Origin of the sequence: Micromonospora sp. CA-246542 (genome assembly GCF_050942905.1) — a bacterium.
Classification (GTDB): Bacteria; Actinomycetota; Actinomycetes; order Mycobacteriales; family Micromonosporaceae; genus Micromonospora.
The window spans coordinates 5,789,121-5,814,609 of sequence record NZ_CP192040.1; the positions used below are offsets into that span (position 1 = coordinate 5,789,121).

28 protein-coding genes and 1 pseudogene are annotated in these 25,489 nt (G+C 71.2%); 17 read left to right on the forward strand and 12 right to left on the reverse strand.

The features are described 5' to 3' along the window. The first annotated feature begins 107 nt into the window (after positions 1-107). The 3 genes from ACQP0N_RS26810 to ACQP0N_RS26820 all read left to right on the forward strand — a co-directional run bounded on the left by ACQP0N_RS26810 (position 108) and on the right by ACQP0N_RS26820 (position 2,034). Positions 108-1,202 (forward strand): 3-deoxy-7-phosphoheptulonate synthase, encoded by a 1,095-nt coding sequence (locus ACQP0N_RS26810; protein ID WP_355052231.1) that lies wholly within the window; start codon positions 108-110, stop codon positions 1,200-1,202. 353 nt (positions 1,203-1,555) lie between these two features. Next, entirely contained in the window at positions 1,556-1,789 is a 234-nt protein-coding gene (locus tag ACQP0N_RS26815) for a hypothetical protein (RefSeq protein WP_396804307.1), read from the forward strand. Between the two features lie 50 nt (positions 1,790-1,839). Beyond that, positions 1,840-2,034, forward strand: coding sequence for a hypothetical protein (locus tag ACQP0N_RS26820; protein WP_355052229.1), 195 nt, complete (start codon positions 1,840-1,842; stop codon positions 2,032-2,034). A 56-nt stretch (positions 2,035-2,090) separates the two neighbouring features. On the opposite strand, the gene ACQP0N_RS26825 is transcribed toward ACQP0N_RS26820, so the two are convergent. From ACQP0N_RS26825 to ACQP0N_RS26835, 3 genes are read right to left on the reverse strand one after another with little or no spacing between them, the layout of a single operon-like run. After that, positions 2,091-2,630 (reverse strand): DUF1360 domain-containing protein, encoded by a 540-nt coding sequence (locus tag ACQP0N_RS26825; protein WP_355052228.1) that lies wholly within the window; start codon positions 2,628-2,630, stop codon positions 2,091-2,093. A 52-nt stretch (positions 2,631-2,682) separates the two neighbouring features. Next, positions 2,683-3,009 carry a hypothetical protein gene (locus tag ACQP0N_RS26830; RefSeq protein WP_433115024.1) on the reverse strand — a complete coding sequence of 109 codons (327 nt, stop codon included), beginning with the start codon at positions 3,007-3,009 and terminating at the stop codon, positions 2,683-2,685. Continuing rightward, positions 3,009-3,374 (reverse strand): DUF6158 family protein, encoded by a 366-nt coding sequence (locus ACQP0N_RS26835; protein ID WP_355052226.1) that lies wholly within the window; start codon positions 3,372-3,374, stop codon positions 3,009-3,011. Before ACQP0N_RS26835 ends, ACQP0N_RS26830 begins: the two co-directional genes overlap by 1 nt. 130 nt (positions 3,375-3,504) lie before the next feature. Here ACQP0N_RS26835 and ACQP0N_RS26840 point away from each other — a divergent pair, with 130 nt between their 5' ends. Together ACQP0N_RS26840 and ACQP0N_RS26845 are read left to right on the forward strand one after the other, a co-directional pair. After that, positions 3,505-3,927: a hypothetical protein gene (locus ACQP0N_RS26840; protein ID WP_433115026.1), complete on the forward strand. Its 423-nt coding sequence runs from the start codon at positions 3,505-3,507 to the stop codon at positions 3,925-3,927. A 26-nt stretch (positions 3,928-3,953) separates the two neighbouring features. After that, positions 3,954-4,280, forward strand: a complete 327-nt coding sequence (locus ACQP0N_RS26845; RefSeq protein ID WP_355052224.1) for a DUF3817 domain-containing protein — start codon at positions 3,954-3,956, stop codon at positions 4,278-4,280. 24 nt (positions 4,281-4,304) lie between these two features. Here the strand turns inward: ACQP0N_RS26845 and ACQP0N_RS26850 are convergent, their stop codons facing one another. After that, positions 4,305-4,787, reverse strand: coding sequence for a DUF6232 family protein (locus ACQP0N_RS26850; RefSeq protein WP_355052223.1), 483 nt, complete (start codon positions 4,785-4,787; stop codon positions 4,305-4,307). A 543-nt stretch (positions 4,788-5,330) separates the two neighbouring features. Between ACQP0N_RS26850 and ACQP0N_RS26855 the strand changes: the two genes are divergently transcribed. Beyond that, complete coding sequence (locus ACQP0N_RS26855) at positions 5,331-6,308, forward strand: NlpC/P60 family protein (protein WP_433115029.1); 978 nt, start codon at positions 5,331-5,333, stop codon at positions 6,306-6,308. A 60-nt stretch (positions 6,309-6,368) separates the two neighbouring features. Here ACQP0N_RS26855 and ACQP0N_RS26860 read toward each other — a convergent pair whose 3' ends face one another. The 4 genes from ACQP0N_RS26860 to ACQP0N_RS26875 all read right to left on the reverse strand — a co-directional run bounded on the left by ACQP0N_RS26860 (position 6,369) and on the right by ACQP0N_RS26875 (position 10,718). Further along, positions 6,369-7,358: a sigma-70 family RNA polymerase sigma factor gene (locus tag ACQP0N_RS26860; protein ID WP_355052221.1), complete on the reverse strand. Its 990-nt coding sequence runs from the start codon at positions 7,356-7,358 to the stop codon at positions 6,369-6,371. Between the two features lie 401 nt (positions 7,359-7,759). Next, a complete protein-coding gene (locus ACQP0N_RS26865) occupies positions 7,760-8,716 on the reverse strand; it encodes an N-acetylmuramic acid 6-phosphate etherase (protein ID WP_433115031.1) in 957 nt (318 codons plus the stop codon). After that, entirely contained in the window at positions 8,713-9,627 is a 915-nt protein-coding gene (locus ACQP0N_RS26870) for a MurR/RpiR family transcriptional regulator (protein ID WP_355052219.1), read from the reverse strand. The genes ACQP0N_RS26865 and ACQP0N_RS26870 overlap by 4 nt, the downstream gene beginning before the upstream one ends. Before the next feature lie 74 nt (positions 9,628-9,701). Beyond that, positions 9,702-10,718 (reverse strand): NAD-dependent epimerase/dehydratase family protein, encoded by a 1,017-nt coding sequence (locus tag ACQP0N_RS26875; RefSeq protein WP_433115034.1) that lies wholly within the window; start codon positions 10,716-10,718, stop codon positions 9,702-9,704. A 210-nt stretch (positions 10,719-10,928) separates the two neighbouring features. On the opposite strand from ACQP0N_RS26875, the gene ACQP0N_RS26880 reads away from it, so the two are divergent. Beyond that, positions 10,929-11,621 (forward strand): SDR family NAD(P)-dependent oxidoreductase, encoded by a 693-nt coding sequence (locus ACQP0N_RS26880; RefSeq protein ID WP_433115036.1) that lies wholly within the window; start codon positions 10,929-10,931, stop codon positions 11,619-11,621. Here ACQP0N_RS26880 and ACQP0N_RS26885 read toward each other — a convergent pair. Next, on the reverse strand, positions 11,606-12,340 hold the full coding sequence (locus ACQP0N_RS26885; RefSeq protein WP_433115038.1) for a dTMP kinase: 735 nt from the start codon (positions 12,338-12,340) through the stop codon (positions 11,606-11,608). The genes ACQP0N_RS26880 and ACQP0N_RS26885 overlap by 16 nt on opposite strands. 166 nt (positions 12,341-12,506) lie before the next feature. Between ACQP0N_RS26885 and ACQP0N_RS26890 the strand changes: the two genes are divergently transcribed. The 5 genes from ACQP0N_RS26890 to ACQP0N_RS26910 all read left to right on the forward strand — a co-directional run bounded on the left by ACQP0N_RS26890 (position 12,507) and on the right by ACQP0N_RS26910 (position 14,929). Then, complete coding sequence (locus tag ACQP0N_RS26890; RefSeq protein WP_433115039.1) at positions 12,507-13,091, forward strand: nucleotidyltransferase; 585 nt, start codon at positions 12,507-12,509, stop codon at positions 13,089-13,091. Next, positions 13,088-13,363, forward strand: a complete 276-nt coding sequence (locus ACQP0N_RS26895; RefSeq protein ID WP_355052215.1) for a hypothetical protein — start codon at positions 13,088-13,090, stop codon at positions 13,361-13,363. The genes ACQP0N_RS26890 and ACQP0N_RS26895 overlap by 4 nt, the downstream gene beginning before the upstream one ends. A 10-nt stretch (positions 13,364-13,373) precedes the next feature. Then, complete coding sequence (locus tag ACQP0N_RS26900) at positions 13,374-14,150, forward strand: metallophosphoesterase family protein (RefSeq protein WP_396804258.1); 777 nt, start codon at positions 13,374-13,376, stop codon at positions 14,148-14,150. Then, positions 14,141-14,284 (forward strand): GPGG-motif small membrane protein, encoded by a 144-nt coding sequence (locus ACQP0N_RS26905; RefSeq protein WP_007464364.1) that lies wholly within the window; start codon positions 14,141-14,143, stop codon positions 14,282-14,284. Before ACQP0N_RS26900 ends, ACQP0N_RS26905 begins: the two co-directional genes overlap by 10 nt. A 150-nt stretch (positions 14,285-14,434) precedes the next feature. Next, positions 14,435-14,929, forward strand: a complete 495-nt coding sequence (locus ACQP0N_RS26910; protein WP_433115041.1) for a TspO/MBR family protein — start codon at positions 14,435-14,437, stop codon at positions 14,927-14,929. A gap of 48 nt (positions 14,930-14,977) precedes the next feature. On the opposite strand, the gene ACQP0N_RS26915 is transcribed toward ACQP0N_RS26910, so the two are convergent. Continuing rightward, positions 14,978-15,751: a peptidoglycan DD-metalloendopeptidase family protein gene (locus ACQP0N_RS26915; RefSeq protein ID WP_355052212.1), complete on the reverse strand. Its 774-nt coding sequence runs from the start codon at positions 15,749-15,751 to the stop codon at positions 14,978-14,980. Between the two features lie 250 nt (positions 15,752-16,001). Between ACQP0N_RS26915 and ACQP0N_RS26920 the strand changes: the two genes are divergently transcribed. The 5 genes from ACQP0N_RS26920 (at position 16,002) to ACQP0N_RS26940 (ending at position 22,241) form a co-directional block, all read left to right on the forward strand. Next, positions 16,002-17,348 carry an ABC transporter substrate-binding protein gene (locus ACQP0N_RS26920; RefSeq protein ID WP_355052211.1) on the forward strand — a complete coding sequence of 449 codons (1,347 nt, stop codon included), beginning with the start codon at positions 16,002-16,004 and terminating at the stop codon, positions 17,346-17,348. Between the two features lie 70 nt (positions 17,349-17,418). Further along, on the forward strand, positions 17,419-18,465 hold the full coding sequence (locus ACQP0N_RS26925; RefSeq protein ID WP_355052210.1) for a carbohydrate ABC transporter permease: 1,047 nt from the start codon (positions 17,419-17,421) through the stop codon (positions 18,463-18,465). 1 nt (position 18,466) lies between these two features. Next, a complete protein-coding gene (locus ACQP0N_RS26930; protein WP_355052209.1) occupies positions 18,467-19,435 on the forward strand; it encodes a carbohydrate ABC transporter permease in 969 nt (322 codons plus the stop codon). A gap of 67 nt (positions 19,436-19,502) precedes the next feature. Next, positions 19,503-20,549, forward strand: coding sequence for a LacI family DNA-binding transcriptional regulator (locus ACQP0N_RS26935; RefSeq protein ID WP_433115045.1), 1,047 nt, complete (start codon positions 19,503-19,505; stop codon positions 20,547-20,549). A 33-nt stretch (positions 20,550-20,582) separates the two neighbouring features. Then, positions 20,583-22,241, forward strand: a complete 1,659-nt coding sequence (locus tag ACQP0N_RS26940; RefSeq protein WP_433121841.1) for a glycoside hydrolase family 13 protein — start codon at positions 20,583-20,585, stop codon at positions 22,239-22,241. A gap of 300 nt (positions 22,242-22,541) precedes the next feature. On the opposite strand, the gene ACQP0N_RS26945 is transcribed toward ACQP0N_RS26940, so the two are convergent. Both ACQP0N_RS26945 and xylB read right to left on the reverse strand, forming a co-directional pair. Next, positions 22,542-23,975: an MFS transporter gene (locus ACQP0N_RS26945; RefSeq protein WP_433115047.1), complete on the reverse strand. Its 1,434-nt coding sequence runs from the start codon at positions 23,973-23,975 to the stop codon at positions 22,542-22,544. A gap of 91 nt (positions 23,976-24,066) precedes the next feature. Further along, a pseudogene (xylB, locus tag ACQP0N_RS26950) lies at positions 24,067-25,484 on the reverse strand (xylulokinase). Positions 25,485-25,489 lie beyond the last annotated feature (5 nt).

The window sequence follows — 25,489 nt, forward strand, 5'->3', positions numbered from 1 at the left end:
CGTCACCACGGACCGAGCCGGCCGGGCAGGAGCTGTCGTTCCCGCCCCTCTGCGTACGAGCAGCCGGCTCGTCCCGGGCACCGGCCCCGGGCACGGTCGGCGAAAGGATGCCCACCGTGACGACCCCGGAGACCGATCGGGTCAGCGACCAGCGGATCGACCGCGTCGTGCCGCTGACCACACCCGCCCTACTGCACCACGAGTTGCCCCTGGACACCCCGCTCGCCGCGGCTGTGTTGAACGACCGCCGCGCGGTGAGCCGGGTGCTCGACCGCGAGGACGACCGCCTGCTGGTGGTCGTCGGCCCGTGCTCGGTGCACGACCCGGCGGCCGCGCTGGAGTACGCCGAGCGTCTGCGCGCCGCCGCCGACCGGCTCGCCGACGACCTGCTCATCGTCATGCGGGTCTACTTCGAGAAACCCCGCTCGACGGTCGGTTGGAAGGGCCTGATCAACGACCCCGGGCTGGACGGCAGCGGGGACGTCAACACCGGCCTGCGCCGGGCCCGGGCGCTGCTGCTCGACGTCCTCCGGCTCGGCCTGCCGGTGGGTTGCGAGTTCCTCGACCCGATCACCCCGCAGTACATCGCCGACACGGTGGGCTGGGGCGCGATCGGCGCCCGCACCGTGGAGAGCCAGGTGCACCGGCAGCTCGCCTCCGGCCTGTCCATGCCGATCGGCATGAAGAACCGCCCCGACGGCAGCATCGGCACGGCCGTGGACGCGATCCGCGCCGCAGGAGTCCCGCACGTGTTCCCGGGCATCGACTTCTCGGGCACCCCAGCGATCATGCACACGCGGGGGAACACCGACGGTCACCTGGTGCTGCGCGGCGGCGGCGGTCGGCCGAACTACGACGCGGCGTCGGTGGCGGGGGCGCTCGACCTGCTCCGCGCCGCCGGGCTGCCCGAGCGCCTGGTGATCGACGCCAGCCACGCCAACAGCGGCAAGGACCACCGCAACCAGCCACTGGTCGCCGCCGACGTGGCCGCCCAGCTGGCCGCCGGCCAGCGCGGGATCACCGGCGTGATGCTGGAGTCGTTCCTCCTGCCCGGCCGGCAGGACCTCGACCCCACCCGCGAGCTGGTGTACGGCCGCTCGGTGACAGACGCCTGCCTCGGCTGGGACGACACCGCCGAGGTGCTCGCCGCCCTGGCCACCGCCGTACGCGCCCGCCGGGCCACCCTGCCCACCCACGCGTAGGGCGTGTGTCAAAGTCCTCGGTCGAGCAGGGGCTTTGAGACACGCCCTGGAGGTGTGACGGCCGGCACTACGGAGCACGGAACACGACCGGGCGGTGCCTGGTTAACTGAGGTGTCGGTGTGCTCAGTGTCCCCGGGCCTCACCTAAATAGCCCTCGCGGAATACCGTTCGGCTGGAGCCGCGTCGCGCCACTCGCCGAGAGGCGACCTACACACCGACACCAGCGCCGCCCCCGGCTCACGAGGCCGGGGGCGGCGCTGTCTGTGCTGTCCCAGGTCCGCTGCTCGCGCCTCTCGCGTGCTCGCGCCTGCCGGGCCGCGGGCGTGACGTTTGACCGATTCCGGCCCGGGTAGCTGACCAACGTGACCGACGACGCATCCGTGGCCGACGAGCCGGACACCCGCGCTCTCGACGACCTGCTCGACGACATCTACCGGGGTCAGGAGCGCATCCAACAGGCGGAGATCTACCGCCGGGCCGTCGCCGCCGAACTCCCGCCGGACCTGCTCGCCCGCATCGACGCGTTGCCCGAGGGCGAGTACGCGGTGGACGAGGCCAGCGACCTGCTGGGCGGCAGCGTCGCGTGAGCGGAACGAGCGCAGCCAGCGAGCCCAGCGACGCGAAGGGACGACACACCATGACGCACCACGAGGACCACGACGAGAAGGTCCCGGCGCTGGGCCAGCCACCGGAGGGCCGGGACACCACGCCCGAGCCGGACTTCGCCAACGAGCACGACCGCACGGCGGTGGACCGGGACATCATCACGGGCGCGGACGAGGACGAACGTGAGCCGGAGTCGCCGCACGGCTGGTCCGGTATGCAGCGTTGACGCGTACGACAGGAGGGGGCCGGCAGATGCCGGCCCCCTCCTGTCGCGTCTGCTCGTCAGTCGTCGTCGTGTCCGCCCTCGGCGGCCTGCTGGGCCGAGGCGTACGCCATCTGGAGGAAGTCGGAGGCTGCCACGGCGGTGAGCGCGGTCGCCACCAGGCGTGTCAGCCGGGGGGCGAGCACCAGCCCCCCGGTGAGCCCCGTCGCCACCCAGACCGCCAGGCAGAACGGGCAGCTCAGCAACTCGCCGATGGCGTGCCGGGTGGAGCTGCCCGAGTCGCGGACCTGCTCCATCACCTCGCCGCTGCCGATCGGCCGGTCGTACCGGGTGAACGGGGCCCGCAACGGGCTGGTCACCGCGTCCTTGGACAGCAGCCGGCTGAGCTTGTGCGTGGCGATGGAGAGGAGCACCACATCGGCGACGGCGGGGCGCTCCGGCACCGTCCGCCCGGTCACCTTGACCAGGCCGGCGAGCGCTCCGGTGACGCCCGCGTAGGTGCCCATCGCCGCCAGGTAACCGCCGAGCGGTCGATGCTCGTGCGGCGCGTACGCCCGGCGCAGCCGCGCCACCCTCTGTCGCAGGCCAGTGTCGGTCACCGGTCTCCTTCCATGTCGTCGTGGTGTGAGAGTTCCGAACGGTCGGCGTGTCTCAACCGGCCTGGAGGTTGTCGGCGACCTCGCGGGCGAGGTTGGTCAGCGCCTCGTCGGCCAACTGATCGGGGTCGGCACCCGAGCCGTCGGTCAGGTCGAGCTGGATCCGCGCGCCGCCGGCGTCGGCCGGATCCACCCGGATCTCGGCTGCCCAGTCGGCGTCGCCCCAGCGGGCCCGCAGCTCCTCCCCGCTGACCTCGGCCGGAGGGCTTCCGTCGGACCGCAGTGGCGCGGGTAACCAGGCCGAGGCTCGGGCCGGGTCGGTGGCCGTGTTGAAGACCACCTCGGGCGGCGCGGACATGCCGCGCACGGCTCGCGCCGCCATCAGGCGTCCCGCAGACGGCTCGGGTCGACCTCCCGGCCGGGGTGGCGGGCGAGGTACTCGGTCTCCAGCTCCGCCGTACGCCGCAGATGGTTCGCGAGCGCGGAATCCGCCGCGTGCCGCAGCGTGTCCAGCCGGGTGCGGTGCAGGCTGTGCATCTCGCGGATCAGATCGTCGTCGGTCAGCTCCGTCGGGTCGACGCCGACCTCGTCGCCGTCAAATCCGACGCCGACCGCGTCGCCGTCGAGTTCGGCGCCCCCCGGGTCGGCGAAGTGGTCGCCGTCCCACTCGGGCACCCGCTGCTCCGGGCTCATCTCCGTACCGCCGTTGGACGCAAACCCGTCCTCGCGTACCGATCCGGTCATCATCGCCCCCCTGGTCTCGTTTGGGCTGGCGCCTAGACGGATGCCCACCCGGGGTGACACCAAACCATCGCCTCCGCGCGCCAACTACGACGCCGTGTCGGAGAGCGCCGCCGTCCCCGGTACCCTCGACGCCATGAGGTGGCTCTGGACCCCGGCGTGGATCGCACGTCACGTGGCCATGGTCGTGCTGGTCGGGAGCTTCCTCGGGCTGGGCTGGTGGCAGATCAGCCGGGCGACCGCCGGCAACAACCTCAGCTGGGGGTACGCCGTCGAGTGGCCGATCTTCGCCGGCTTCGTGGTGTACGTCTGGTGGCGCGAGGTTCGGCTGGCCCGGCGTGCCGCGCAGGGCGGCACGGTGTCCCCCGGCGCTCCGGCCGACGAGCTGGCCCCGGCCCCGGCCGCGAGCGCGGACTCCCGACCGGCGGTACGCCGACCGGTGCGGGTGACCAGGGCGCCGGTCGACGCGACGCCCGACGCGGCGCTGGCCGCGTACAACGACTACCTGTCATGGTTGAACGCCAATCCGGGCGCCCGGCCCGGTGACTATCCCGGCTGAGCCGGGCCTGAAGAAGGACGGACGAAGTGGGCGCAGCCCTTACCCGGTACCGCGTGATCGCCTGGATCGTGGGCGTGGTGCTGATCCTGCTGGTCGTGATCGGGATGCCGCTGAAGTACGCGTTCGACAACCCGACGGTGGTGGAGACCGTCGGCCCGGCGCACGGCTTCCTCTACATGATCTATCTGGTGGCCGCGTTCGACCTGAGCCGCCGGGCCGACTGGCCGCTGAAGCGGATGCTCCTGGTGATGCTGGCCGGCACCGTGCCGTTCGTCTCGTTCTACGCCGAGCGACGCGTCACCGCCTGGCTCGACCGGCCGGCCACCCGTACGCCGGAGCCGGTCGCCGGCTGACCGGGGCCCTGAGGGGCCGTCCGGTCAGCGGTTCGGCCGCCAGGGGTCGGCCGAGGCGACCGGGTCGACCCAACCGCCGTACCGGTTGACCTCCCGGGCGCGCAGCAGCGCGCGGGTGACCTGGCCGAACTGCCGCTCGTCGTCGGCGCTGAAGAGCAGCACCTCCGCGCCCCGGTGCCATCCCCACAGCTCGTACGGCGGTGGCCGCCAGCGGTCACCGACGAGGGCGAGGGTGGCCGGCAGCAGGAGGACCGCTCCGAGGATGAGGTACGCCCCGGCGGTCAACCGCTGTAGGCCGCCGCTGAAGCCGAGGAGCAGGCCGACCACGCCGATCATGGAGGCGGTGGTCACGACGGCCCGGACGGCGATCCGGTCGTGCGGCCCTCGGGTGGTACGCAGGTGGGTCAGGTCGGGGATGCGGTAGCTGGTGCGGCCGACGGTGAACCGGTCGACGGTGACGATGATGCCGGGTCGCGCGTAGAGCAGCGTGGACCTGGCACCGGGCACCGTTCGCTGCGGTCGCGTCGTTGCGCCTTCACGATTCACGGATCCTCCCGCGGGTGCGGCCTGTCGGGTCGGATCCCGTGACCACCGGTGTGAGCCTCCGATGACGGGATTCCCGGCCCCGGGCTCCATTGTGTTGGGGCACCGCCACTGCACCTGGGCATTTACGGCAGCGGACGGCTCACCCGTCCGGGCGACATCGTCGCGAAACAGCATCCATTTCACCTTTTATCGGGTATGGCGCGCTGTTAACCGGCGGCATGCGCCGGGAACGACGAAAGTCGCATATCGGTCAAAATCGCAAGCAAAAGCGCCGCAGGAGCCTTCACCCCCGTGTCGGCGGCCCCGTTGACGCTGTGGTTCCGCAGTGGCACTTCCTGCCACTTGGTCAACATTCGCCCCTGCTTCAACTGCGCAGCACAACCGTCCCGGGTTAGGTTGAGCGAGCCGGTCCGGCCCAGTGTCGTCCACCCGGACGACCCCGACCGGTGTCGCCGAGGGCGTCAGCAGCCCCGTCGGCGGCCGTGGGAGAGGAGCCTCTCGCTCTTGTCATCCCTGAGAACCCTGCTGCGTACCGTGGCGCTGGTCGGCCTGTCGGCCGCCCTGATCGCCCCGACGGCGGCGGCGCACGCCGAGCCGTCCCCCGCCGACCTGACCCGCCGGATCGAGACGTCCTCGGCCGAGCTGGAGCGGGTCGTGGAGTCGTACAACAAGCTCACCGAGGACATCAAGGTCAACAAAGCCGCGGTGGCCCGATTACAGGCCCGCATCGGCCCGCTCGAACAGCAGGCCGAGCAGAGCCGGGCGGACGTCGCCGCACTCGCCAACAGCGCGTACCGAAGCGGCGGTCTGCGTACCGCCGACGCGTTGCTCCGGCCCGGCGGCGCCGCCGCCATGCTGGACCGGCTCGGCACCCTCGACCAGCTGACCCGACAGCGTCAGGAGCGCATCTCCGGCTTCACCGACAACCAGCGGCGGCTGCTCGACGAGAAGAAGCGGCTGGACGCCACGCTGGCCCGGCAGGCCGCCCAGGCCCGCGAGTTGGCGGCGGGCAAGACACGCATCGAGAAGGACCTGGCCGAGCTGTACGAGCTGCGCCGACAGGCGTACGGGGCGGCCACCGAGCGACCCGCGCCCAAGGCGGCGGAGGCCGAGGTCCGGAATGTTCCGGCGGTCGCCGGAGATGCCGGCGCGGCGGTGCGCTACGCCTTCGGCGCGATCGGCAAGCCGTACGTCTGGGCAGGTGAGGGGCCGGGCGGCTACGACTGCTCCGGGCTCACCCTGGCCGCCTGGCGGGCGGCCGGACGATCGCTGCCACACAGCGCGCGGATGCAGTGGGGGGCGGTCGCACACATCGGCCGAGGCGACCTGCGACCCGGAGACCTCATCTTCTACAGCGGTCTCGGGCACGTCGCGCTCTACGTGGGCGACGGCCAGGTGATCGACGCGCCGAGCGCCGGTCGCAACGTGCTCAAGCGCGGCATGAACATGATGTCGATCCACGGGTACGGCAGGGTCCGCTAAACGGTGAACGGCCGGCGTCCCCCTATCGGACGCCGGCCGTTCGCCGTCATTACTACCAGGTCAGGCTGCCTGCAGCCCCTCGGCCCGAGCCAGCTCGCGGAGCCGGCCGAGGGCCTGGATCTCGAGCTGCCGGATCCGCTCGCGGGACAGCGAGAAGCGGGACGCGACCTCGGTCAGCGAGTGCTCGCGGCCGTCCTCCAGGCCGTAGCGGGCCCGCATGATGCCGGCGGACCGGTCGTCGAGGTGGTTGAGCAGCCCCTCGATCCGCTGCCGCTCGAGGCCGCTCAGGACGATGTCCTCCGGCGACGGCGCATCGCTGTCGGCGACCAGGTCACCGAGGTTGGTGTCGCCGTCGTCGCCGACCGGGGTGTCCAGCGAAACCGTGTCCTGCGACCAGCGGCGCAGCTCATTGACCCGCTCGACGGTGACGCCGAGTGATGCCGCGATCTGCTCCGGCTCCGGGTCGCTGCCCAGCTCACGGGTGAGCTGCCGGGTCACGTTCCGCATCCGGTTGACGTCCTCCACCAGGTGCACCGGCAGACGGACGGTGCGCTCCTGCTGGGCGATCGCCCGGCTGATGGCCTGGCGGATCCACCAGGTGGCATAGGTGGAGAACTTGTAGCCACGCTCGTAGTCGAACTTCTCGACCGCTCGGACGAGGCCGGTGTTGCCCTCCTGGATCAGGTCCAGCATGGGCATCCCCGAGCGTACGTAACGACGCGCGATCGACACGACCAGTCGCAGGTTGGCGCGGATGAAGAGGTCCTTCGCGCGCTCACCCTCGGCAACCAGCCGATCCAGGTCGGCCCGGTCGACACCGTCGGGAACGGCATCCTCGCCGAGCAGGTGCTCGGCGTAGAGGCCCGCCTCGATCGCCTTGGAGAGATCGACCTCCTTGGCGGCGTCCAGCAGTGGCGTCCGGGAGATCTCGTGCAGGTAGACGCCGACCAGGTCACGCTCCTCGGCGACCTCGTCGGTACGCATGCCGATGTTCTTGTCCACGTTGCCCACGGTCCCCTCGCTCGCGCCGGTTGCCCGGTTCCTTGCCATTCCCCACGTCCGGTCAGCCCTGGTAACTTCTGCTGTGCCCACCGGTGCTGACACCTACACAACAGATGAGACGTGTCGGGTGTTCCTTTTCGTGAGTCGAAAGTGTCACGAATGCCTGAGTAGTTGCTGAGAGCACGGTCCACGTTTGCTGTCAGCACCCGTCGGGTGGCGCGCCGCTGGGCACCTCGGACGGGTTGGCGGATCGACGGGTCACCGATCGCCCGCACCATAGGCAACACCGCCCGCCGCGCCGGCACAGCGACCCGGGTCACCACCACGCTGCGATCCTGGTCACTGCCAGATACGCAGCGGTGGACCGGTCGGTTCATCCACGAGGGTGTTATTACCCTCCGACCCGGTGAACAATCCGGAGCCCCATTCGCTTCCCGGGTGGGGCGAACTCAGGAGGCGAGCAGGGCGAGGGCGCCGCGTACCTGGTCCGCGGATCGGGCGAGGGCGGCGCGCGCGGCGGTCACCTCGGCCCCGGAGACCAGGGTGACGAGCGCGGTCTTGAGGTCGCCGTCGGCCTCTCCGAGGGCCCGCCGGGACACCTCCTCGGAACATCCGGTCGCCTCGACCAGGATCGAGATCATTCGGCCCCGGAGCTTGGCGTTGGTGGCAACCATATCGATCATGAGGTTCGAGTAGACCCGACCCAGGCGCACCATGACGGCGGTCGAGAACGCGTTCAGCACCAACTTCTGCGCCGTGCCCGCCTTCATCCGGGTCGACCCGGTGACCACCTCGGGTCCGGTGTCCACCCCGATGAACACGTCGACCGACCGGGCGGCCTCCGCCTCCGGATTGGCGCAGAGCAGCACCGTCGAGGCGCCCGTGACGCGGGACGTGGCGAGCGCCCCGAGGACGTACGGGGTGCGTCCGCTGGCCGCCAGACCGACCACGAGGTCGCCGGTTCGCACACAGCCGGCCGCCTCGATCGCACCGCCCCGGTCGTCGTCCTCGGCGTCCTCCACGGCGCGCAGCATCGCGTCCGGGCCACCGGCGAGGTGGGCGCAGAACCAGTCCCGGGGCGAGTTGAAGGTGGGCGCCAGTTCGGCCGCGTCGAGCACGCCCAGCCGGCCGGAGGTGCCGGCCCCGAAGTAGTGCACCCGGTGACCGCCGCGCAGCGCCGCGACGGCCAGGTCGACCGTGGCGGCGATCTCGTCGAGCACCGCGGCGACCGCCGCGGGCACCCGTCGGTCGGCGTCGTTGATCACGGTGAGGACGTCCCGGGTGGACATCAGGTCGAGGTCGACGCTGAGCGGGTTACGCCGTTCGGTGGGCGCGGCCACCCGGACCGTCGGGCGGGTGGGTGGTGCTGCCTTGTCCCTGTCCGGCTCGACCGAGCCGGGCGTCATGCCCGCCTCCGGCTCGCGCCCACCCGGTGCGACTGGACCGCCTCTGCGGTCGCCTCGAGGGCCTTGCGGGCCCGGGACCGGTTGCGGGCGGCCACCCCGACGAAGAGGCAGTCGACGACGGTGAGCTGCGCCAGACGGCTGGCCGTGGCGCCCGAGCGGTAGGTCGTCTCGCGGGCCGCGGTGGTGAGGACGAAGTCGGCGACCTCGGTGATCGGCGAGCGCGGGAAGTTGGTCAGCGCCACGGTGCTCGCGCCGCGCGTCCGGGCCTGTTCCAGCACCTCGATCACGTCCGAGGTGGTGCCGGTGTGCGAGATGCCGATCGCCACGTCGCCGCGACCGAGCAGGGCGGCCGAGGTCAGCGCGGTGTGCACGTCCGGGAAGTAGAAGGCGATCCGGCCGATGCGGTGCAGCTTCTGCTGGAAGTCCGAGGCGACGAACCCACTGGCCCCGGCGCCGTAGATGTCGATCCGGCCAGCGCCGGCGATCGCCTCGACGACCTGCTCGCAGACGGCCGGGTCGAGCTGTTCGGCGGTCTCCTCGACAGCTCGTGCGTCGTTGAACGCGATGGTGGCGATGATCTGGGCGAGATCGGCGCCGGGCGGGATGTCACCGCCGACGACCCGGGCGTCCGGAGGTTCGACGCGACGGGCGGCCTCGGCGGCGAGCCGGATGCGCAGCTGCGGGTAGCCGTCCATCCCGACCGACCGGCAGAACCGGATGACGGTCGCCTCCGATGTCTCCGCTGCGGTGGCGAGGTCGGTGATTGTCCTCCGCGCGGCGGCGGCCGGGTCGGACACGACAAGCCGGGCGACCCGCTGCTCGGCGGGCGACAGCGACGGCAGAAGCCCGCTGATGTGGACGATCAGTCCACCAGGCTCGTGACTCGCAGAAATCTTCGGACTCTTCGCCACGGGTGAAACTTACTTTCACTAAGCGTGAGCGTCAACCATCACCGTACGTGGTGGGAAAGTGTCGACGATCCGGATCACGCCTTTCGCACAGCGTGCCACGTACCCAGGACCGCCGCCTCATCCGCCGGGTCGAGTCCACCCTGCGGTACGTCGCCCGGGTGGGCGCTCATCCAGGAGGCCGTCACCCGAACGGTGTCGGCGAGCGGACGGACGACCAACCCGGCGGCCAGGGCCGCCGAGACGTCCCGGTCCATCAGGCCGGCGGACTCCGGCAGCCGTACCCACAGTGGCAGCGCCCGCTCCCCCCACCACTCGCGTACGTCGTGCTCGCGCAGGAAGTCCTGGTCGACCCAGGTGAGACGGGGATCCTCCACGCCCAGCCCGGCGGCCACCCCGGCCAGCATCTCCGCCCGGGACATCGTCGGTCCGTTCCCGTCGTACGTGCCGCTGAGCCGGGTGTCGCCGGCGTGCAGCAGCCAGCCGGCCAGATCCTCGACATCCACGAACTGCACCCGGTCGGTCGGCTCCCCCGGCGCGAGAATTTCGCCGCCCCGGGCCAGCCGTCGCACCCAGTACGGGAAACGGTTGCTCGAATCCTCGGCTCCGACGATCAGCCCGGCCCGACAGATGAACGACCTGTCCACGCCCATCCGCTCGCGTACCAGCTGCTCGATGGCGACCTTGCACTCGCCGTACCAGCGGAAGTCCGGGCCCGGTCCGTCCACGTCCGACGGTGGGGGCGGCAACACCGGCGCGTTCGTCGCGGAGAGACCCGGGGTCGTGTTGTCCGCGTACACCGACATCGTCGACACGAACGACCAATGACCGACGTGGTCGGCCAGCGCGGCGAGCGCGTGCCGGGCGTGGCTGATCTGGCGCGTCACGTCCACCACCGCATCGAAACCCTGACCGGCGAGCGGCGTCAGCGCCGCCGGGTCGTCGCGGTCCACCGACACGAACCGCACCCCCTCGGGTACGGCGCCGGACACGCCCCGCGCCGCGCAGGTCACCTCATCCCCCCGCGCGACGGCGAGCCGAGCCACCGCCCGACCAAGAAACCGGGTACCCCCAAGAACCAGAATCCGCGCCATGCCCCGATCCTGCGCCGCCCCACCCCGAAAAACCCACCCCCTCTGCTCTCAGCAGACACCCCGCCCCCGCCCCGCCCCGTCTCGTCGATCATGAAGTTGTTGCCCTCCGGATCGGCGTGTCGCGGCAATAACTTCATGATCGACGAGGTGAGCCGGGGTGCGGGGGTGGTTGGGGGGGTGGGGGGCGGGGGGTGGGGTTAGCGTTTGGGGATGGTGGGGCGGAGTGTGGTGGTGACCGGTGGGGGCGGCGGGTTGGGCGGTGCGGTCGTCGCGTCCTTTGTCGAGGCGGGCTGGCGGGTGGTCGTACCACGACGGGGTGGGTCCGCCGGGTCGGCGCCGGCGGCGGACGGGCTGGTCTCGCTCGGCGCGGACCTGACCGACCCGGCGGACGTGGCCCGGGTGGTCGAGGCCGCCGCGGCCGATCCGGCGGCTCCGCTGCGGGCGGTGGTGAACCTGGTCGGCGGGTACGCGAGCGGCGGCCTGGTGCACGAGACACCGGTCGAGGAGTTCGAGCGGATGCTCACCGTCAACCTGCGCCCCACGTACCTGGTCACGCAGGCCGCGCTGCCGCACCTGGTGGCGGCCGGAGGCGGCGCGGTGGTGTGCGTCTCCGCCCGCGCGGCGGTCAGCCCGTTCGCCGGGGCGGCCGGTTACGTGACGGCCAAGGCCGCGGTGCTGGCCTTCGCCAACGCCGTCGCGGTGGAGTACCGCTCGCGCGGGGTCCGCTGCAACACCGTGCTGCCCAGCGTCATCGACACGCCGACGAACCGGGCCGCGCAGCCCGACGCCGACCACTCGCGGTGGGTCGGCCCGGCCGAGATCGCGCCGGTGATCCGCTTCCTCGCCTCGCCGGACTCGGCGCCGACCAGCGGAGCCACCGTTCCGGTCTACGGACGCGCCTGAACCAGCAGCGGCACGTCGCCGGGCCCGGCCTGATCCGGTATCGGTGGCGTTCCGGTCGACGGCCGCGCCGGGTCGCGTCGGCTGTCCGACGGCAGCCAGGACGACAGGTGGGCCTGGATCTGCTCGGTCACCTCCTCGGCGGGACGGCCCGCGTCGACGAGTACGAAGCTCGGGTACTCGGGCAGCGTCCGGTAGGCGGTGTCCGCCGCGGTCAGCCAGCCCATCGACTCGTGGTCGGTGCCGCGCTCCTCGATGCGCCGGTAGGCCTCCGCCGGGTCGACGGCGAGCAGGAAGGTCACCTGCGGCGTCGGGAACAACCGGTAGCCGGCCCGCGCCAGTCGTTCCCAGCGGTGCCCGCCGTGGGCGCGGATGCTGGCGTACTGGCAGGCCGAGTAACGGTCCATGACGGCCGTCCGGCCGGTGAGCAGGCAACTGAGCAGGGCTGCGGCGATGGCCAGCCAGCGCAGTACGGACTCCACCGCGAGGACACCGTCGCGCCCGACGAGGCGTTGCGCGTCCGGTAGGCCGAGACGGTGGGCGAGCCGCCCGAGCCAGCGACGCCCGCTGGCGTTGCGGCGGTACGTCGCGGGGCGGCCGGCGGCGTTGAGCGCGTCCGCCAGTCGGTGTGCCTGCGTGGTCTTGCCCGAGCCGTCGATGCCGATCAGAGCGACGGTGCGCAACCGGGCCTTGCGGCGTCGCGTCCCCGATGGTCTGGCCACCCTCGACAGGTTATCCGACCGATGCCCGCCTCCTGCGATCTTTGTTCCCGTTTGCTCCGGTTGGCACCCGACCGCGACCAGAGCAGGTGTGGGCGACCGGAATGCCGGGTACGGGGGTTCGAATCCAACCGCCTGTCCACCACGACACGACCGACGGGAGACCCAGATGGCTGAGCGCGGGGACGAGAGTCTGGTGCACACCCTGAAAAAGGTCGCCGCCGTGCTCAAGCAGTCCGAGATTCCGTTCGCCCTGGGCGGCAGCTTCGCTGTCTACGCCCACGGCGGCCACTCCAGCGACCACGACGTCGACTTCCTCATCCGCGAGGCCGACGTCGAAAGGTCGCTGGAGGCGCTGGTCGCCGCCGGCTTCCGCGCCGAGCGACCGCCGGAGGACTGGCTCGTCAAGGTCTTCGACGAGGAGCGGATGGTGGACCTGATCCACCGGCCCATCGAGACGCCGGTGACCGAGGAGACGTTCGCCGACACCGTCGTGCGGCCGGTGGACGCCATCCACATGCCGGTCCTGTCCGCCACCCAGCTCATGGTGCACAAGCTGCTGAGCTTCTCGCAGCACTACTGCGACTTCGCCCGCGGCCTGCCGCTGGCCCGGTCGCTGCGGGAGCAGATCGACTGGGAACGGGTACGCAAGGAGACGCAGCACTCGCCGTACGCCGAGGCGTTCCTGGTGTTGCTGGACCGGCTGGAGGTGGTGTCGGAGCCCGGCACCCCGGCAGGAGAGGAGACACCGTGACGAACGATCAGGCCGGTGGCGCGGCGCCACCCGACGAGTACGTCGAAGCGGAGATCCAACGGTCGCTCACCGAGGATCCGGCCGTCGCCGAACAGGGGATCACCGTCGTCCGACGCGATGACGTGCTGGTGCTCCACGGCGAGGTGGAGAGCCCGCACCGGCGGGAGGAGATCCTGCGTCTCGTGGCGGAGCGTTTCCCGGACGTGCCGATCACCAGCGACATCGGGGTGATCCGCGTCCAGGCGCCCACGGAGATCGAGCAACTGCCCTGAGGGAGGTTTCATGGTGATCCGGATCGCCGCCGTGGGCGACGTGCATCTGGACGAGGACGTGGTCGGCCGGTTCCGCCCGGCGCTGGAGGAGCTGCCGGAGTGCGCCGACGTGCTGCTGCTGGCCGGCGACCTGACCCGGCACGGCACCGAGGCCGAGGCGCGCTGCGTGGCGCAGGAGTTCGGTGGACTTGCCGTACCGGTGGTCACCGTGCTCGGCAACCACGACCACCAGTGTGATCAGGTGCCACAGGTGGTGAAGGTGCTCGAGGACGCGGGCATCACCGTGCTGGAGGGCAACGGCGTTGTCCTGGACTGTGCGGGCGGCCGGCTCGGCATCGCCGGGGTCAAGGGCTTCGGCGGGGGGTTCGCCGGCCGGTGCGCGAGCGACTTCGGCGAGCCGGAGATGAAGGCGTTCGTCCGGACCACCAACGAGAGCGCGGACCGCCTGGGAGAGGCCCTGCGCTCGCTGGAGTGCGACATGCTGGTCGCGCTCACGCACTACGCCCCGGTCCCCGACACGCTGGTCGGCGAGCCGCTGGAGATCTACCCGTTCCTGGGGTCGTACCAGTTGGGGCAGGCGATCGACTCGGCGCCGACCGCCCTGGCCCTGCACGGACACGCGCACGCCGGCACCGAGCGCGGGATGACCCCGGGAGGGGTACGCGTGCGCAACGTGGCGCACCCGGTGATCAAGCAGGCGTACAGCGTCTTTCATGTCGGGGATCAACTCGACACGGACCAGGTTTCCCCGATCGGAGGGTCGGGTATTCAGAGGTCATGGAGCTGATTCTCTGGATTCTCGCAGTCGTACTCGTGGTCGCCGGCATCCTCGCGCTGTTCCGCCGGCAGATCCTGTGGGGCATCGTCCTCATCGTCGTCGGGCTGCTCGTCGGCCCGGGTGGTGTCAGCATCTTCAATTGACGCTCGTACCTCATAACCACATCCTCACGAACACCGGGACCCGTCGGGGTCGCCGCGACCGGAGCTTCGTCCTCCCGACAGAAGCACCGGCCGCAGCGGCCCCGGCGCTTTTTTGGGTTTGACCGGACGCCGGGCGGAAATATCTCGACGATGGAGATATCTCGCGAGGCAGGGCCGACCTCCGGCCGACGATCGCGCTGGGCGCTCGCCGCCTTCGCGGCGGCGGTCTTCGTCGCGGCCGCGATCGGCGGGCTCGGTGTGCGGGGCACCACCGACGAGTACGCGAGCCTGCGCCAGCCGGACTGGGCGCCGCCGTCGTGGCTCTTCGGCCCGGTCTGGACGGTCCTCTACGCGCTGATCGCGGTCGCTGGTTGGCTGGTCTGGCGTCGGGTCGGCTTCTCCCCCGCCCTGTGGGCGTGGTCCGCGCAACTCGTGCTCAACGCCATCTGGACGCCGCTGTTCTTCGGCGCGGGCCAGTACGGGCTCGCGTTCGGCGAGATCGTGGTGATGTGGCTGGCGATCGGCCTCACCGTTGTGCTCTTCGCCCGGGTGTCCCGGGTCGCGGCGGCGCTGCTGCTGCCGTACTGGGCGTGGGTCACCTTCGCCGCCGCGCTGAACCTGTCGATCTGGCGGCTCAACGTCTGACCGCCCGACCGGTCTCCGGCGGGTCACCCCGCCGGAGACCACCAGAGGTCAGCAGCGGGGCACGTTCGGGATGTATCCGTCGTAACCGGTGTAGACGTACGCGTCGGCGATGTAGCGGCCGCTACCGATGCGGTCCCAGATCGAGCTGGTGCCGTAGGTACCGGTGACGGTGGTGCCGCTGGTCTGGCAGGAGATGGTCACCCGGGTGCCGTCGGCGACGGTGCCCACCGAGGCGTACCCGGTGCCGGGGCCGGAGCGGACGGTCAGCGGCGTGCCACTGGTGTCGACCGTGCCGTTACCGCTGCCCGACGAGCAACCGTTGTCGCTGGTGTAGGTCTTGGTCCCCCAGTACAGGCCGAGGGTGCCGTTGAACCGGACCTGCACGTCGTTGCCGTTGAGGCGCTGCTCGTAGTGCAGGTGCGGGCCGGTGGACCCGCCGGTGCTGCCGACCCAGCCGATCACCTTGCCGTACCCGACGGTCTGCCCGACCGAGACGTTGAAGCCGTTGAGGTGGGCGTAGTAGGTCGTGTAACCGCCACCGTGGTCGATCCGGACGTACTTGCCGTAACTGGTGCCGCCGAGGTCGGTGACCCGGTCGACCGTGCCGGGCGCGCTCGCCACCACCGGGTCGCCCAGGTCGTCGGTGCGGTTGAAGTCGACGGCGTACGCCGGGCTGTGGTCCGACCGGGTCTGCCCCGACCAGGCTTGACCGCACGGGAACGGCACCTTGAAACTCGGGGCGGCCAGGGCCGGGCTCGCCGGCGCGACGGCCCCTCCGACGAGCAGGCCGGTCACCAGCAGGCTGATCCACCGCTTACGCATCCAGCTCCTCCTATGTGCAAAACCTTCGATGAGGTGGCCCCAGCCTGACAGATATCGCCAGTCTTCGAAAGAGGCCGGATCTGCGCCCGGGGACGCGCCCAGCCGGCGGACACGAGGTTTCGGGATTGTTACTCGCTCGTGTCTGACAGGGGGTGGACCAGACCTGATGCAAGCGCTTACATGTGTGCACGCCCAATCGGACCGGCGCGGGTCACCAGCGGAGACCACGCCGGCTAGGAAGGAGGACGGCATGGCGGTCTTTACCAGACCACGCCAGGCCTTCGTGATCGCCGGTGTACTCGGGCTGGCGTTCAGCGCCACCGCTTGCGGTACCGGCAATGACAAGAAGAGCGACAAGGCGGGATCCGCCGAATGTGCCCCGTACGAGAAGTATCAGGGCAACGACGGCAAGAAGGTCTCGATCTACGCGTCCATCCGTGACGCCGAGGCCGACCTGCTCGAGCGTTCGTGGTCGCAGTTCACCGACTGCACCGGCATCGAGATCGCCTACGAGGGCAGCGGCGAGTTCGAGGCGCAGCTCCCCGTCCGGGTCGACGGCGGTAACGCCCCCGACATCGCGTTCGTGCCCCAGCCGGGCCTCGTGAAGCGGTTCGCGGACGCCGGCAAGCTGAAGTCCCTCGGCGCCGACACCAAGACCATGGCCGAGCAGAACATGCCGGCCGACTGGCTGAAGTACGGCACCGTCAACGGGACGCTCTACGGCGTGCCGCTCGGCGCGAACGTCAAGTCCTTCGTCTGGTACTCCCCCAAGACCTTCAAGGAGAAGGGCTGGGAGGTTCCGACCACCTGGGACCAGCTCATCGCGCTGAGCGACAAGATCGCCGCCAGCGGCATGAAGCCGTGGTGCGTGGGCGTCGAGTCCGGTGACGCCACCGGCTGGCCGGCCACCGACTGGATCGAGGACGTGATCCTGCGGACGCAGGGCCCCGAGGTCTACGACCAGTGGACCACCCACGCCATCCCGTTCAACGACCCGAGGATCGTCGACGCGGTCGACCGCGCCGGCAGCATCCTCAAGAACGAGAAGTACGTCAACGGCGGCTTCGGCGGCGTCAAGAGCATCACCACCACCGCCTTCCAGGAGGCGGGTCTGCCGGTGACCACCGGCAAGTGCGCGATGCACCGGCAGGCGTCGTTCTACGCCAACCAGTTCCCCGAGGGCACCAAGGTGGACGAGAACGGTGACGCGTTCGCGTTCTACTTCCCGACCATCGACCCGGCCAAGGGCAAGCCGGTCCTGGGCGCTGGCGAGTTCGTCGTCGCGTACGCCGACCGTCCCGAGGTGCAGGCGGTGCAGACCTACCTCGCCTCCGGCGAGTACGTGAACAGCCGCGCGAAGCTCGGCAACTGGGTCACGGCGAACAACAAGCTGGACATCGCCAACGTGGCCAGCCCGATCGACAAGCTGTCCGTCCAGATCCTGCAGGACAAGACGGGCACCTTCCGCTTCGACGGATCCGACCTGATGCCGGCCGCCGTCGGCGCGGGAACGTTCTGGAAGGGCATGGTCGACTGGCTGAACGGCAAGCAGACCGCCCCGGTGCTCCAGGGCATCGAGAGCAGCTGGCCGAAGTGATCACGGCGGTGGCCCGGTTCGCGTACGCGAACCGGGCCACCGGCCGATCCGGACCCGAGAGGGAGGGTTGATGGAGTTCGACTTCGCCGACGAGCAGCCGAAGCTCCTCATGCTGATGTACGGGCTGGTCGCCTTCGTGGTGGTGGTGGGCGGTCTGCTCCTGCTGCTCGACGTGGTGCCTGCCTGGTTCGCCCGACGGCGGGAGGCCCAGCTCGTCGCCGCCTCCATCAGCGGCACGCCGCTGACCCGGCGACCCAAGCAGCGGGAAGGGCTCTTCGCCCTGTTCTTCCTGCTGCCGACGCTGCTGCTGCTCACCATCGGTCTTGTCGTACCGGCCATCCGCACCATGCTGCTCTCGCTGATGAACGGGGGCAGCACCGAATGGGTGGGGCTGCGCAACTACAGCTGGATGTTCTCCGACAACTCCATGGTCCGGGTCCTGATCAACACCCTGGTCTGGGTGCTGCTGGTCCCGCTGGTGGCCACCGCGTTCGGCCTCATCTACGCCGTACTCGTGGACAAGGCCCGCTTCGAGGCGATCGCCAAGTCACTGATCTTCCTGCCGATGGCCATCTCGTTCGTCGGCGCGAGCATCATCTGGAAGTTCGTCTACGCGTACCGCGGCGACGGCGACCAGATCGGTCTGCTCAACCAGATCGTCGTCAGCCTCGGCGGTGAGCCGAAGCAGTGGCTGCTCGAGTCACCGCTGAACACGCTGCTGCTGATCGTCATCATGGTCTGGATCCAGGCCGGCTTCGCCATGGTGGTGCTCTCCGCCGCGATCAAGGCCATCCCCGGCGACATCGTCGAAGCCGCCCGGCTCGACGGCGTCAGCCCGTGGCAGATGTTCTGGCAGATCACCATGCCGAGCATCCGGCCGGCGCTGATCGTCGTGGCGGTGACGCTCACGATCGCCACGCTCAAGGTCTTCGACATCGTCCGGACCTCGACCAACGGCAACTACGACACCAGCGTGATCGCCAGCGAGATGTACAACCAGGCCTTCCGGTACGGCCAGAACGGGCAGGGCTCCGCGCTCGCGGTCTTCCTCTTCATCCTGGTCATCCCGGTCGTGATCTACCAGATCCGCAACCTCCGTCGTCAGCGGGAGGGCTGAGATGACCACCGCAACGCCCACCGTCGCCGCCGGCGCCCAGAAGACCGCCGACGGGACGTCCAGCACCGCCGGCCGGGTCCGCAAGCGGCTGAACAGCCGTACCGCGACGCTCGTCTCGATCGTCATCGCGGTGGTCTGGACCATCCCGACCTTCGGCCTGCTCGTCTCCTCCCTCCGACCCGAGGACGAGATCAAGACGACCGGCTGGTGGACGGCGTTCACCAATCCGCAGTTCACCTTGGAGAACTACCAACAGGTCCTCTTCGGGCGGTCCGCGTCGTCGGGGCAGCTCGCCAGCTACTTCATCAACTCGCTGGCGATCACCATCCCGTCGGTGCTCTTCCCGCTGGCCTTCGCCTCGCTGGCCGCGTACGCGCTGGCGTGGATCAACTTCCGCGGGCGGGACTGGCTCTACATCGCGATCTTCGCGTTGCAGATCGTCCCGCTGCAGATGGCCCTGGTGCCGCTGCTGAAGTTCTTCTCCACCGGCGTCAGCCTCGGTGGCGTCACCCTGATGCCGGCGTGGGACCTGGTTGACGAACAGAAGTTCGCCCAGGTGTGGTTCGCGCACACCTGTTTCGCGCTTCCGTTCGCGGTGTTCCTGCTGCACAACTTCATCTCGCAGCTCCCCGGAGACCTGATGGAGGCGGCCCGGGTCGACGGGGCCACGCACCCGAAGATCTTCCGCACCATCGTGCTGCCGCTGATCACTCCGGCGCTGGCCGCGTTCGGCATCTTCCAGTTCCTCTGGGTCTGGAACGACCTGCTGGTCGCGCTGATCTTCGCCGGTGGCGGCAACGAGACCGCGCCGCTCACGGTCCGCTTGGCCGAGATGGCCGGCACCCGGGGCAACGAGTGGCAGCGGCTCACCGCTGGCGCGTTCGTCTCGATCGTCGTACCGCTCGTCGTATTCCTGTCCCTACAGCGCTTCTTCGTGCGAGGTCTGCTCGCCGGCAGCGTCAAGGGCTGACCCGCTCGCCCGTCGCCGTCCGGCCCCTGAGGGCGGCGGCGGGCAACGGGTACCGAGCGGGGGAACCGTGACGAAGATTGATGATGTCGCCCGGCTGGCCGGGGTCTCCACGGCCACCGTCTCGCGGGCCCTGCGCGGGCTGCCGACGGTCTCGGCCGCCACCCGACGCCGCGTGCTGGCCGCCGCCGAGCAACTCGACTACGCGGTATCGCCGAGCGCGTCCCGGCTCGCCGGTGGTCGCACCGGGACGGTCGCGGTGGTCGTACCCCGGATCACCCGCTGGTTCTTCAGCACCGTCGTCGAGGCCGTCGAGGAGCACCTCCACCAATCCGGCTACGACCTGCTGCTCTACAACCTCGGCGGTCGGGAGCAGATCCGCCAGCGGGTGCTGCGTACGGCCAACCTCCACAAGCGGGTGGACGCCATCATGCTGGTCGCCACGCCGCTGCGCCCGGCCGACCTGACCGCCCTGGCCGCCCTGGACCTGCCCGGCGTGACCATCAGCTCGGGGAGCCGGGTCCCCAACTGGCCCTGCGTACGCATCGACGACGTGGCCGCCTCACGGATGGCCACCCGGCACCTGCTCGACCTCGGCCACCGTCGGATCGCGCACATCTCGGGCGACCCCGACGACGAACTGGCCTACACCACCCACCTCGACCGACGCCGGGGCTACCAGGCCGAACTGCGGTCCGCCGGCCTGCGCCCCGATCCGAGCCTCGACGTCGACTCGTCGTTCACCATCGACGGTGGCAACCGGGCCGCCGCCGAACTACTGGCCCGCGGTGAGCCACCGACGGCGATCGTCGCGGCGTGCGACGAGATGGCGATGGGCGCGATGACCGCGCTGCGCGATGCCGGTCTGCGCGTACCGCAGGACGTCAGCGTGGTCGGCATCGACGACCACGACCTCGCCGGCGTGCTGGGCCTCAGCACGGTGGCCCAGCCGGCCGCGGAACAGGGCCGGCTGGCCGCCCGGATACTGCTCGACCCGCTCGGGGCCCGCACGCTGGGCCCGGTCGTCGGTCAACGGACCGCCGAGGGCGACTCGCCGGTGATCCTGCCCACTCGGCTGGTCGTCCGGGAGTCCACCGCACCGCCCCGGGCACACTGAAACATCAACCACGGCACGACACGGGAGACGACCCTGAACACCGACCCGACGCAGCAGACCGCCACCGGCTGGTGGACCGAGGCCGCCATCTACCAGATCTACCCGCGTTCGTTCGCCGACTTTAACGGCGACGGAATCGGTGACCTACCGGGCATCACCGCCCGCCTCGACCACCTGGTCGAGCTGGGGGTGGACGCGGTGTGGCTGTCCCCGTTCTATCCGTCGCCGCAGGCCGACGCGGGCTATGACGTGGCCGACTACCGGGACGTCGATCCGCTGTTCGGCACCCTCGCCGACGCGGACAAGCTGATCGCCGAGGCCCGCTCGCGCGGCCTTCGGGTGATCGTCGACCTGGTGCCCAACCACACCTCCTCGGCGCATCGCTGGTTCCAGGAGGCCCTGGCCGCCGCCCCGGGCAGCGCTCAGCGGTCCCGGTACATCTTCCGGGACGGCCTCGGCCCGGCCGGGGAGCAGCCGCCGAACGACTGGCAGAGCGTCTTCGGCGGTCCGGCGTGGACCCGCACGGTCGACCCGGACGGCCAGCCCGGCCAGTGGTACCTGCATCTGTTCGACACCGGCCAGCCGGACCTCAACTGGGACAACCCGGAGGTGCACGAGGAGTTCCTGGACGTCCTGCGGTTCTGGCTGGACCGGGGGGTGGACGGTTTCCGCGTCGACGTGGCGCACGGCCTCATCAAGCAGGCGAACCTGCCCGACTGGCAGGAGCCCCAGGAGATCCTCTCCGGCAACGAGATCGACAAGCCGCGACCGCCGATGTGGGACCAGGAGGGCGTGCACGAGATCTACCGGCAGTGGCGGCAGGTCCTGGACAGCTACCCCGGCGAACGGGTGCTGGTCGCCGAGGCGTGGGTCGAGCCGGCCGAGCGGCTGGCCCGCTACGTCCGCCCGGACGAGATGCACCAGGCGTTCAACTTCGAGTACCTGCTCGCCGCGTGGACCGCGCCGGCCCAGTACGCGGTGATCACCCGGTCCCTGGAAGCGACCGACTCGGTGGGCGCGCCGACGACCTGGGTGCTGTCCAACCACGACGTGGTGCGGCACGCCTCCCGGCTCGGCCTGGCGATCGGTGGCGGCCGGCCCAACGGCATCGGCATCGGTGACCCGCAGCCGGACGCCGCGCTCGGCCTGCGTCGGGCTCGGGCGGCCACCCTGCTGATGCTCGCCCTGCCCGGCTCCGCGTACCTCTTCCAGGGCGAGGAGTTGGGCCTGCCCGAGCACACCACCATGCCGGACGAGGCCCGCCAGGACCCGACCTGGGCGCGCAGCGGGCACACCCAGCGGGGCCGGGACGGCTGCCGGGTGCCGATCCCGTGGGAGGCCGACGCCCCGTCGTACGGCTTCGGGCCCACCGACGCCAGTTGGCTGCCGCAGCCGCCGTCCTGGGCGGAGTACGCGCTCGACCGGCAGCGCGACGTGCCCGGCTCGACGTACGAGCTGTACCGCGCGGCGCTGCGGCTACGCCGCGCCCACGGTCTGGGCCGGGGCACGCTCGAGTGGGTCTCCTCCAATGACGAGACGCTGGTGTTCCGCAACGGCGACCTGACGGTGCTGACCAACTTCGGAGACGCCCCCGTGCCGGTACCGGCCAACGCCGAGGTGCTCGCGGCCAGCGCCCCGCTGACCGACCAGGGCGCGGTCCCCACCGACGTGACGGTCTGGCTGCGCGGCTGACCCACCCGATCGACCGCTGCACACCGCGCCGACCGCCCCACCGCCCCGACCGACCACCGCTTTTAGCGCGCCGGGTCGGTGGGGCGGTCCGGGGGGCGGGGTGTACATCACGCCCTTTGCTCTGCTTCAACCCAGGCAACACGTAAGGGCGCCGACTGTTGCCGGGGTTGAAGCAGAGCAAAGGAGGCGCTGGCACTACCCGGACCGGGGAGAGGCGGCCCGATGACCGGGTGGTGAGAAGGAGGTCCAAGCCCTCCAGAAGACCGGCCAGCGAGCCGGCGCGGGCACGCGGCGGCGGCGTCAGAGGCGTTCGGCTCGGGTGTGGAGCAGGTTGTGCACGTTGTCGATGTCGGTCGGCGAGCTGCGCGAGGCGAGCCAGTACATGACGCCGGTGGGAATGAAGAAGAGTTGGAACGCGGCCAGGCCGACGGCGAAGTTCAGGGGCGGCGGAAACGCCGTTCGCAGCCCCTGGAAGGCTCCCCAGACCAGCCCGTTGCCGGCCGCCCGGCCGACGCCGTTGACCAGGTTGCCGAGGCTGTAGACGGTCCCCCGGTGCTCCGGCGGGTTCACGTCGGCGATCAGCGCGAACCAGTTCGGCGAGTTGGCCGACGTCAACGCGAGCGCCACCACGGCGGTGAGCAGGCTCAGCCCCACCGACGGCTCGGTGAACACACTGACCAGCACCGCGCCGACGACCGCGCCGCCGCTCCCGCCGTCCGGCACGTCGATGGTCACCGGCACGAAGAACAACACCAGGTAGAACGGGAGCGCGGCGAGGATGCCGACCGCCGCGACCACTGCCCGACCCCGGGGGGTACGCCGCTGCGCCGCGTCGCCGACGAGGCCGCCCACGATGGAGAGGACCCCGCCGAGTTGGAACAGGGTGGCGAAGACGCTGCCGACCACCACGGCGGTCGACTCCGAGTAGCCCTGGGCCTCGGCCCGCTCGGCGAAGAGCCTCGGCAGCCACACCAGTGAGCCGAAGGCGGCCTGCGCGGTCAGGCCCTGCAGGATCAGCCACCGGTTGGTCCGCCGGTCCAGGATGCGCGGCAGGTCGGCCCGGCTGATCCGGTAGTCGTACTCGGCACCGGAGTCCAGGGCGTCCACCAGTTCCGGTTGGCTCTGGCCGCGACGGATGTCGTACGTGAACAGGTACGCCACGGTGGCGGTCAGCCCCACCCCGGTCAGCAGCAGGAACGGCCGCCGCCAGTCGGTGGCGCCGAGCAGCCCACCGACGAGCGTGCCGGCGAGCGTGCCGACGCCCTGGGAGAGCCCCCAGAAGCTCATCACCAACCCACGGCGGGCCGGTGAGATCAGGTCGGTGACCACCGAGAAGCCGACCGAGCCGACCGCGCCGAGGCCGACCGCCGCGACGAACTGGGCGGCCAGGAACGTGAGGTACCCGCCGGCGAGCGCGCTGCCGCCGGTGCCCGCCGCCCAGAGCAGCGTGCCCACCATGAGCAGCGGCTTACGGTTGCCGCGGTCCCCGACGTACGCCCAGCCGACGGCGGCTACCGCGCTGACCAGGAAGCTGACGGCGGTGACCACGCCCAGCAGCCCGGTCGACACGTCGAACGTCCGGGCGATCGGCCCGTACAGCGGTGGGACCAGTCCGATCGCCACGTTGTCCAACGAGGCGAGCACCACGAACACCACGACGCTGTACAGCCGGTGCGCCGGACCACCGCCCCGGCCGCGCGCGCGTTGCTCCCGCCCGCCACTGGTCACCGTCATGACCCGCAGCCAATCAGACCCGGCCGAGCAGGTCGGCACGCGGGTGGGCGTCGATCACCGTTGACCGACGCCCACCCGGTCGACCCGACGCTCAGCGCCGGTCGAGCACCAGCCCGCGAGCCGCGGCGTACTGGTCACGGACGGCGGGGACGGGCTCCGCCGCGTACTCCTCGGTTCCCTTGACGTCCCACTGCGGCGGCGTCGGACCGCCCAGGGCGACCCAGGCGGCCTGGCGGGCGGCCCCGTCGGCGACGTACTCCCCGGCGGGCGGGACGACGACCGGGCAGCCGAAGACCTGCGGCGCGATCCGGCGGACCGCGGCCGACCGTGCCCCGCCGCCGACCAGGATGACCCGGCGGACGGTGGCCCCCTGCGCGGTCAGCGCGTCCAGGCCGTCGGCGAGGGCGCAGAGCATGCCCTCCACGGCGGCCCGGGCCAGGTGCGCGGGGGTCGAGGTGCGCAGGGTCAGGCCGTGTACGGCACCGGTGGCCAGCGGACGGTTCGGCGTCCGCTCGCCCTCCAGGTAGGGCACCATGACCAGCCCGTCCGCGCCGGCGGGGGCGGAGAGGGCCAGCTCGGCGAGCTCGTCCAGGCTGACGCCGAGCATCGCGGCGGCGGCGTCCAGCACGCGTGCGGCGTTGAGCGTGCACACCAGCGGCAGGAAGCGACCGGACGCGTCGGCGAAGCCGGCCACGGCACCGCTGTCGTCGGCGGCCGGAACGTCGGCCACGCTGAAGACGGTGCCGGAGGTGCCGATCGAGACGACCACGTCGCCGGGACCGGCGCCGACGCCGAACGCCGCGGCGGCGTTGTCGCCCGTGCCCGCCCCCAGCAGGGCGTCACCCCACTCCCCGGTCAGCCGACCGGCCGACTCGGCCGGGCCCAGCACCTCGGGCACCACGAGCTGCCGGCCGAACGCCCGTTCCAGCAGGTCCGGACGGTAGGTGCCGGTGGCCGGGGACCAGTAGCCGGTGCCGCTGGCATCCCCCGGTCGGTTCGCAGCGCGGACAGGCCGGGCGCGCCGGCCAGCCGCCAGGTCAGCCAGTCGTGCGGCAGGCACACGGCGGCCACCCGGGCGGCCTGCTCCGGCTCGTGCCGGGCCAGCCACCGCAGCTTGGTGATGGTGAAGCTCGCCACCGGCACGCTGCCGGTGGCGTCGGCCCAGAAGCGACGCCCCGCCTCGCCGCCGCCGGCCTCCTCGACGAGGTCGGCGGCGGCGTCGGCGGAGCGGGTGTCGTTCCACAGCAGGGCCGGACGGACCACCTGGCCGCCCTCGTCGAGGCAGACCATGCCGTGCTGCTGGCCGGCGACCGAGACCGCCGCGACGTCGGCCAGCCCACCGGCCTCGTCGACGGCGCCGCGAAGCGCCTGCCACCAGGCTTCCGGGTCGACCTCGGTGCCGTCCGGGTGCGGCGCCCGGCCCTGCCGGAGCAGAGCGCCGGTCTCCGCGTCCCGGATGACCACCTTGCAGGACTGTGTCGACGAGTCAACGCCCGCGACCAGCGGCATGGCGG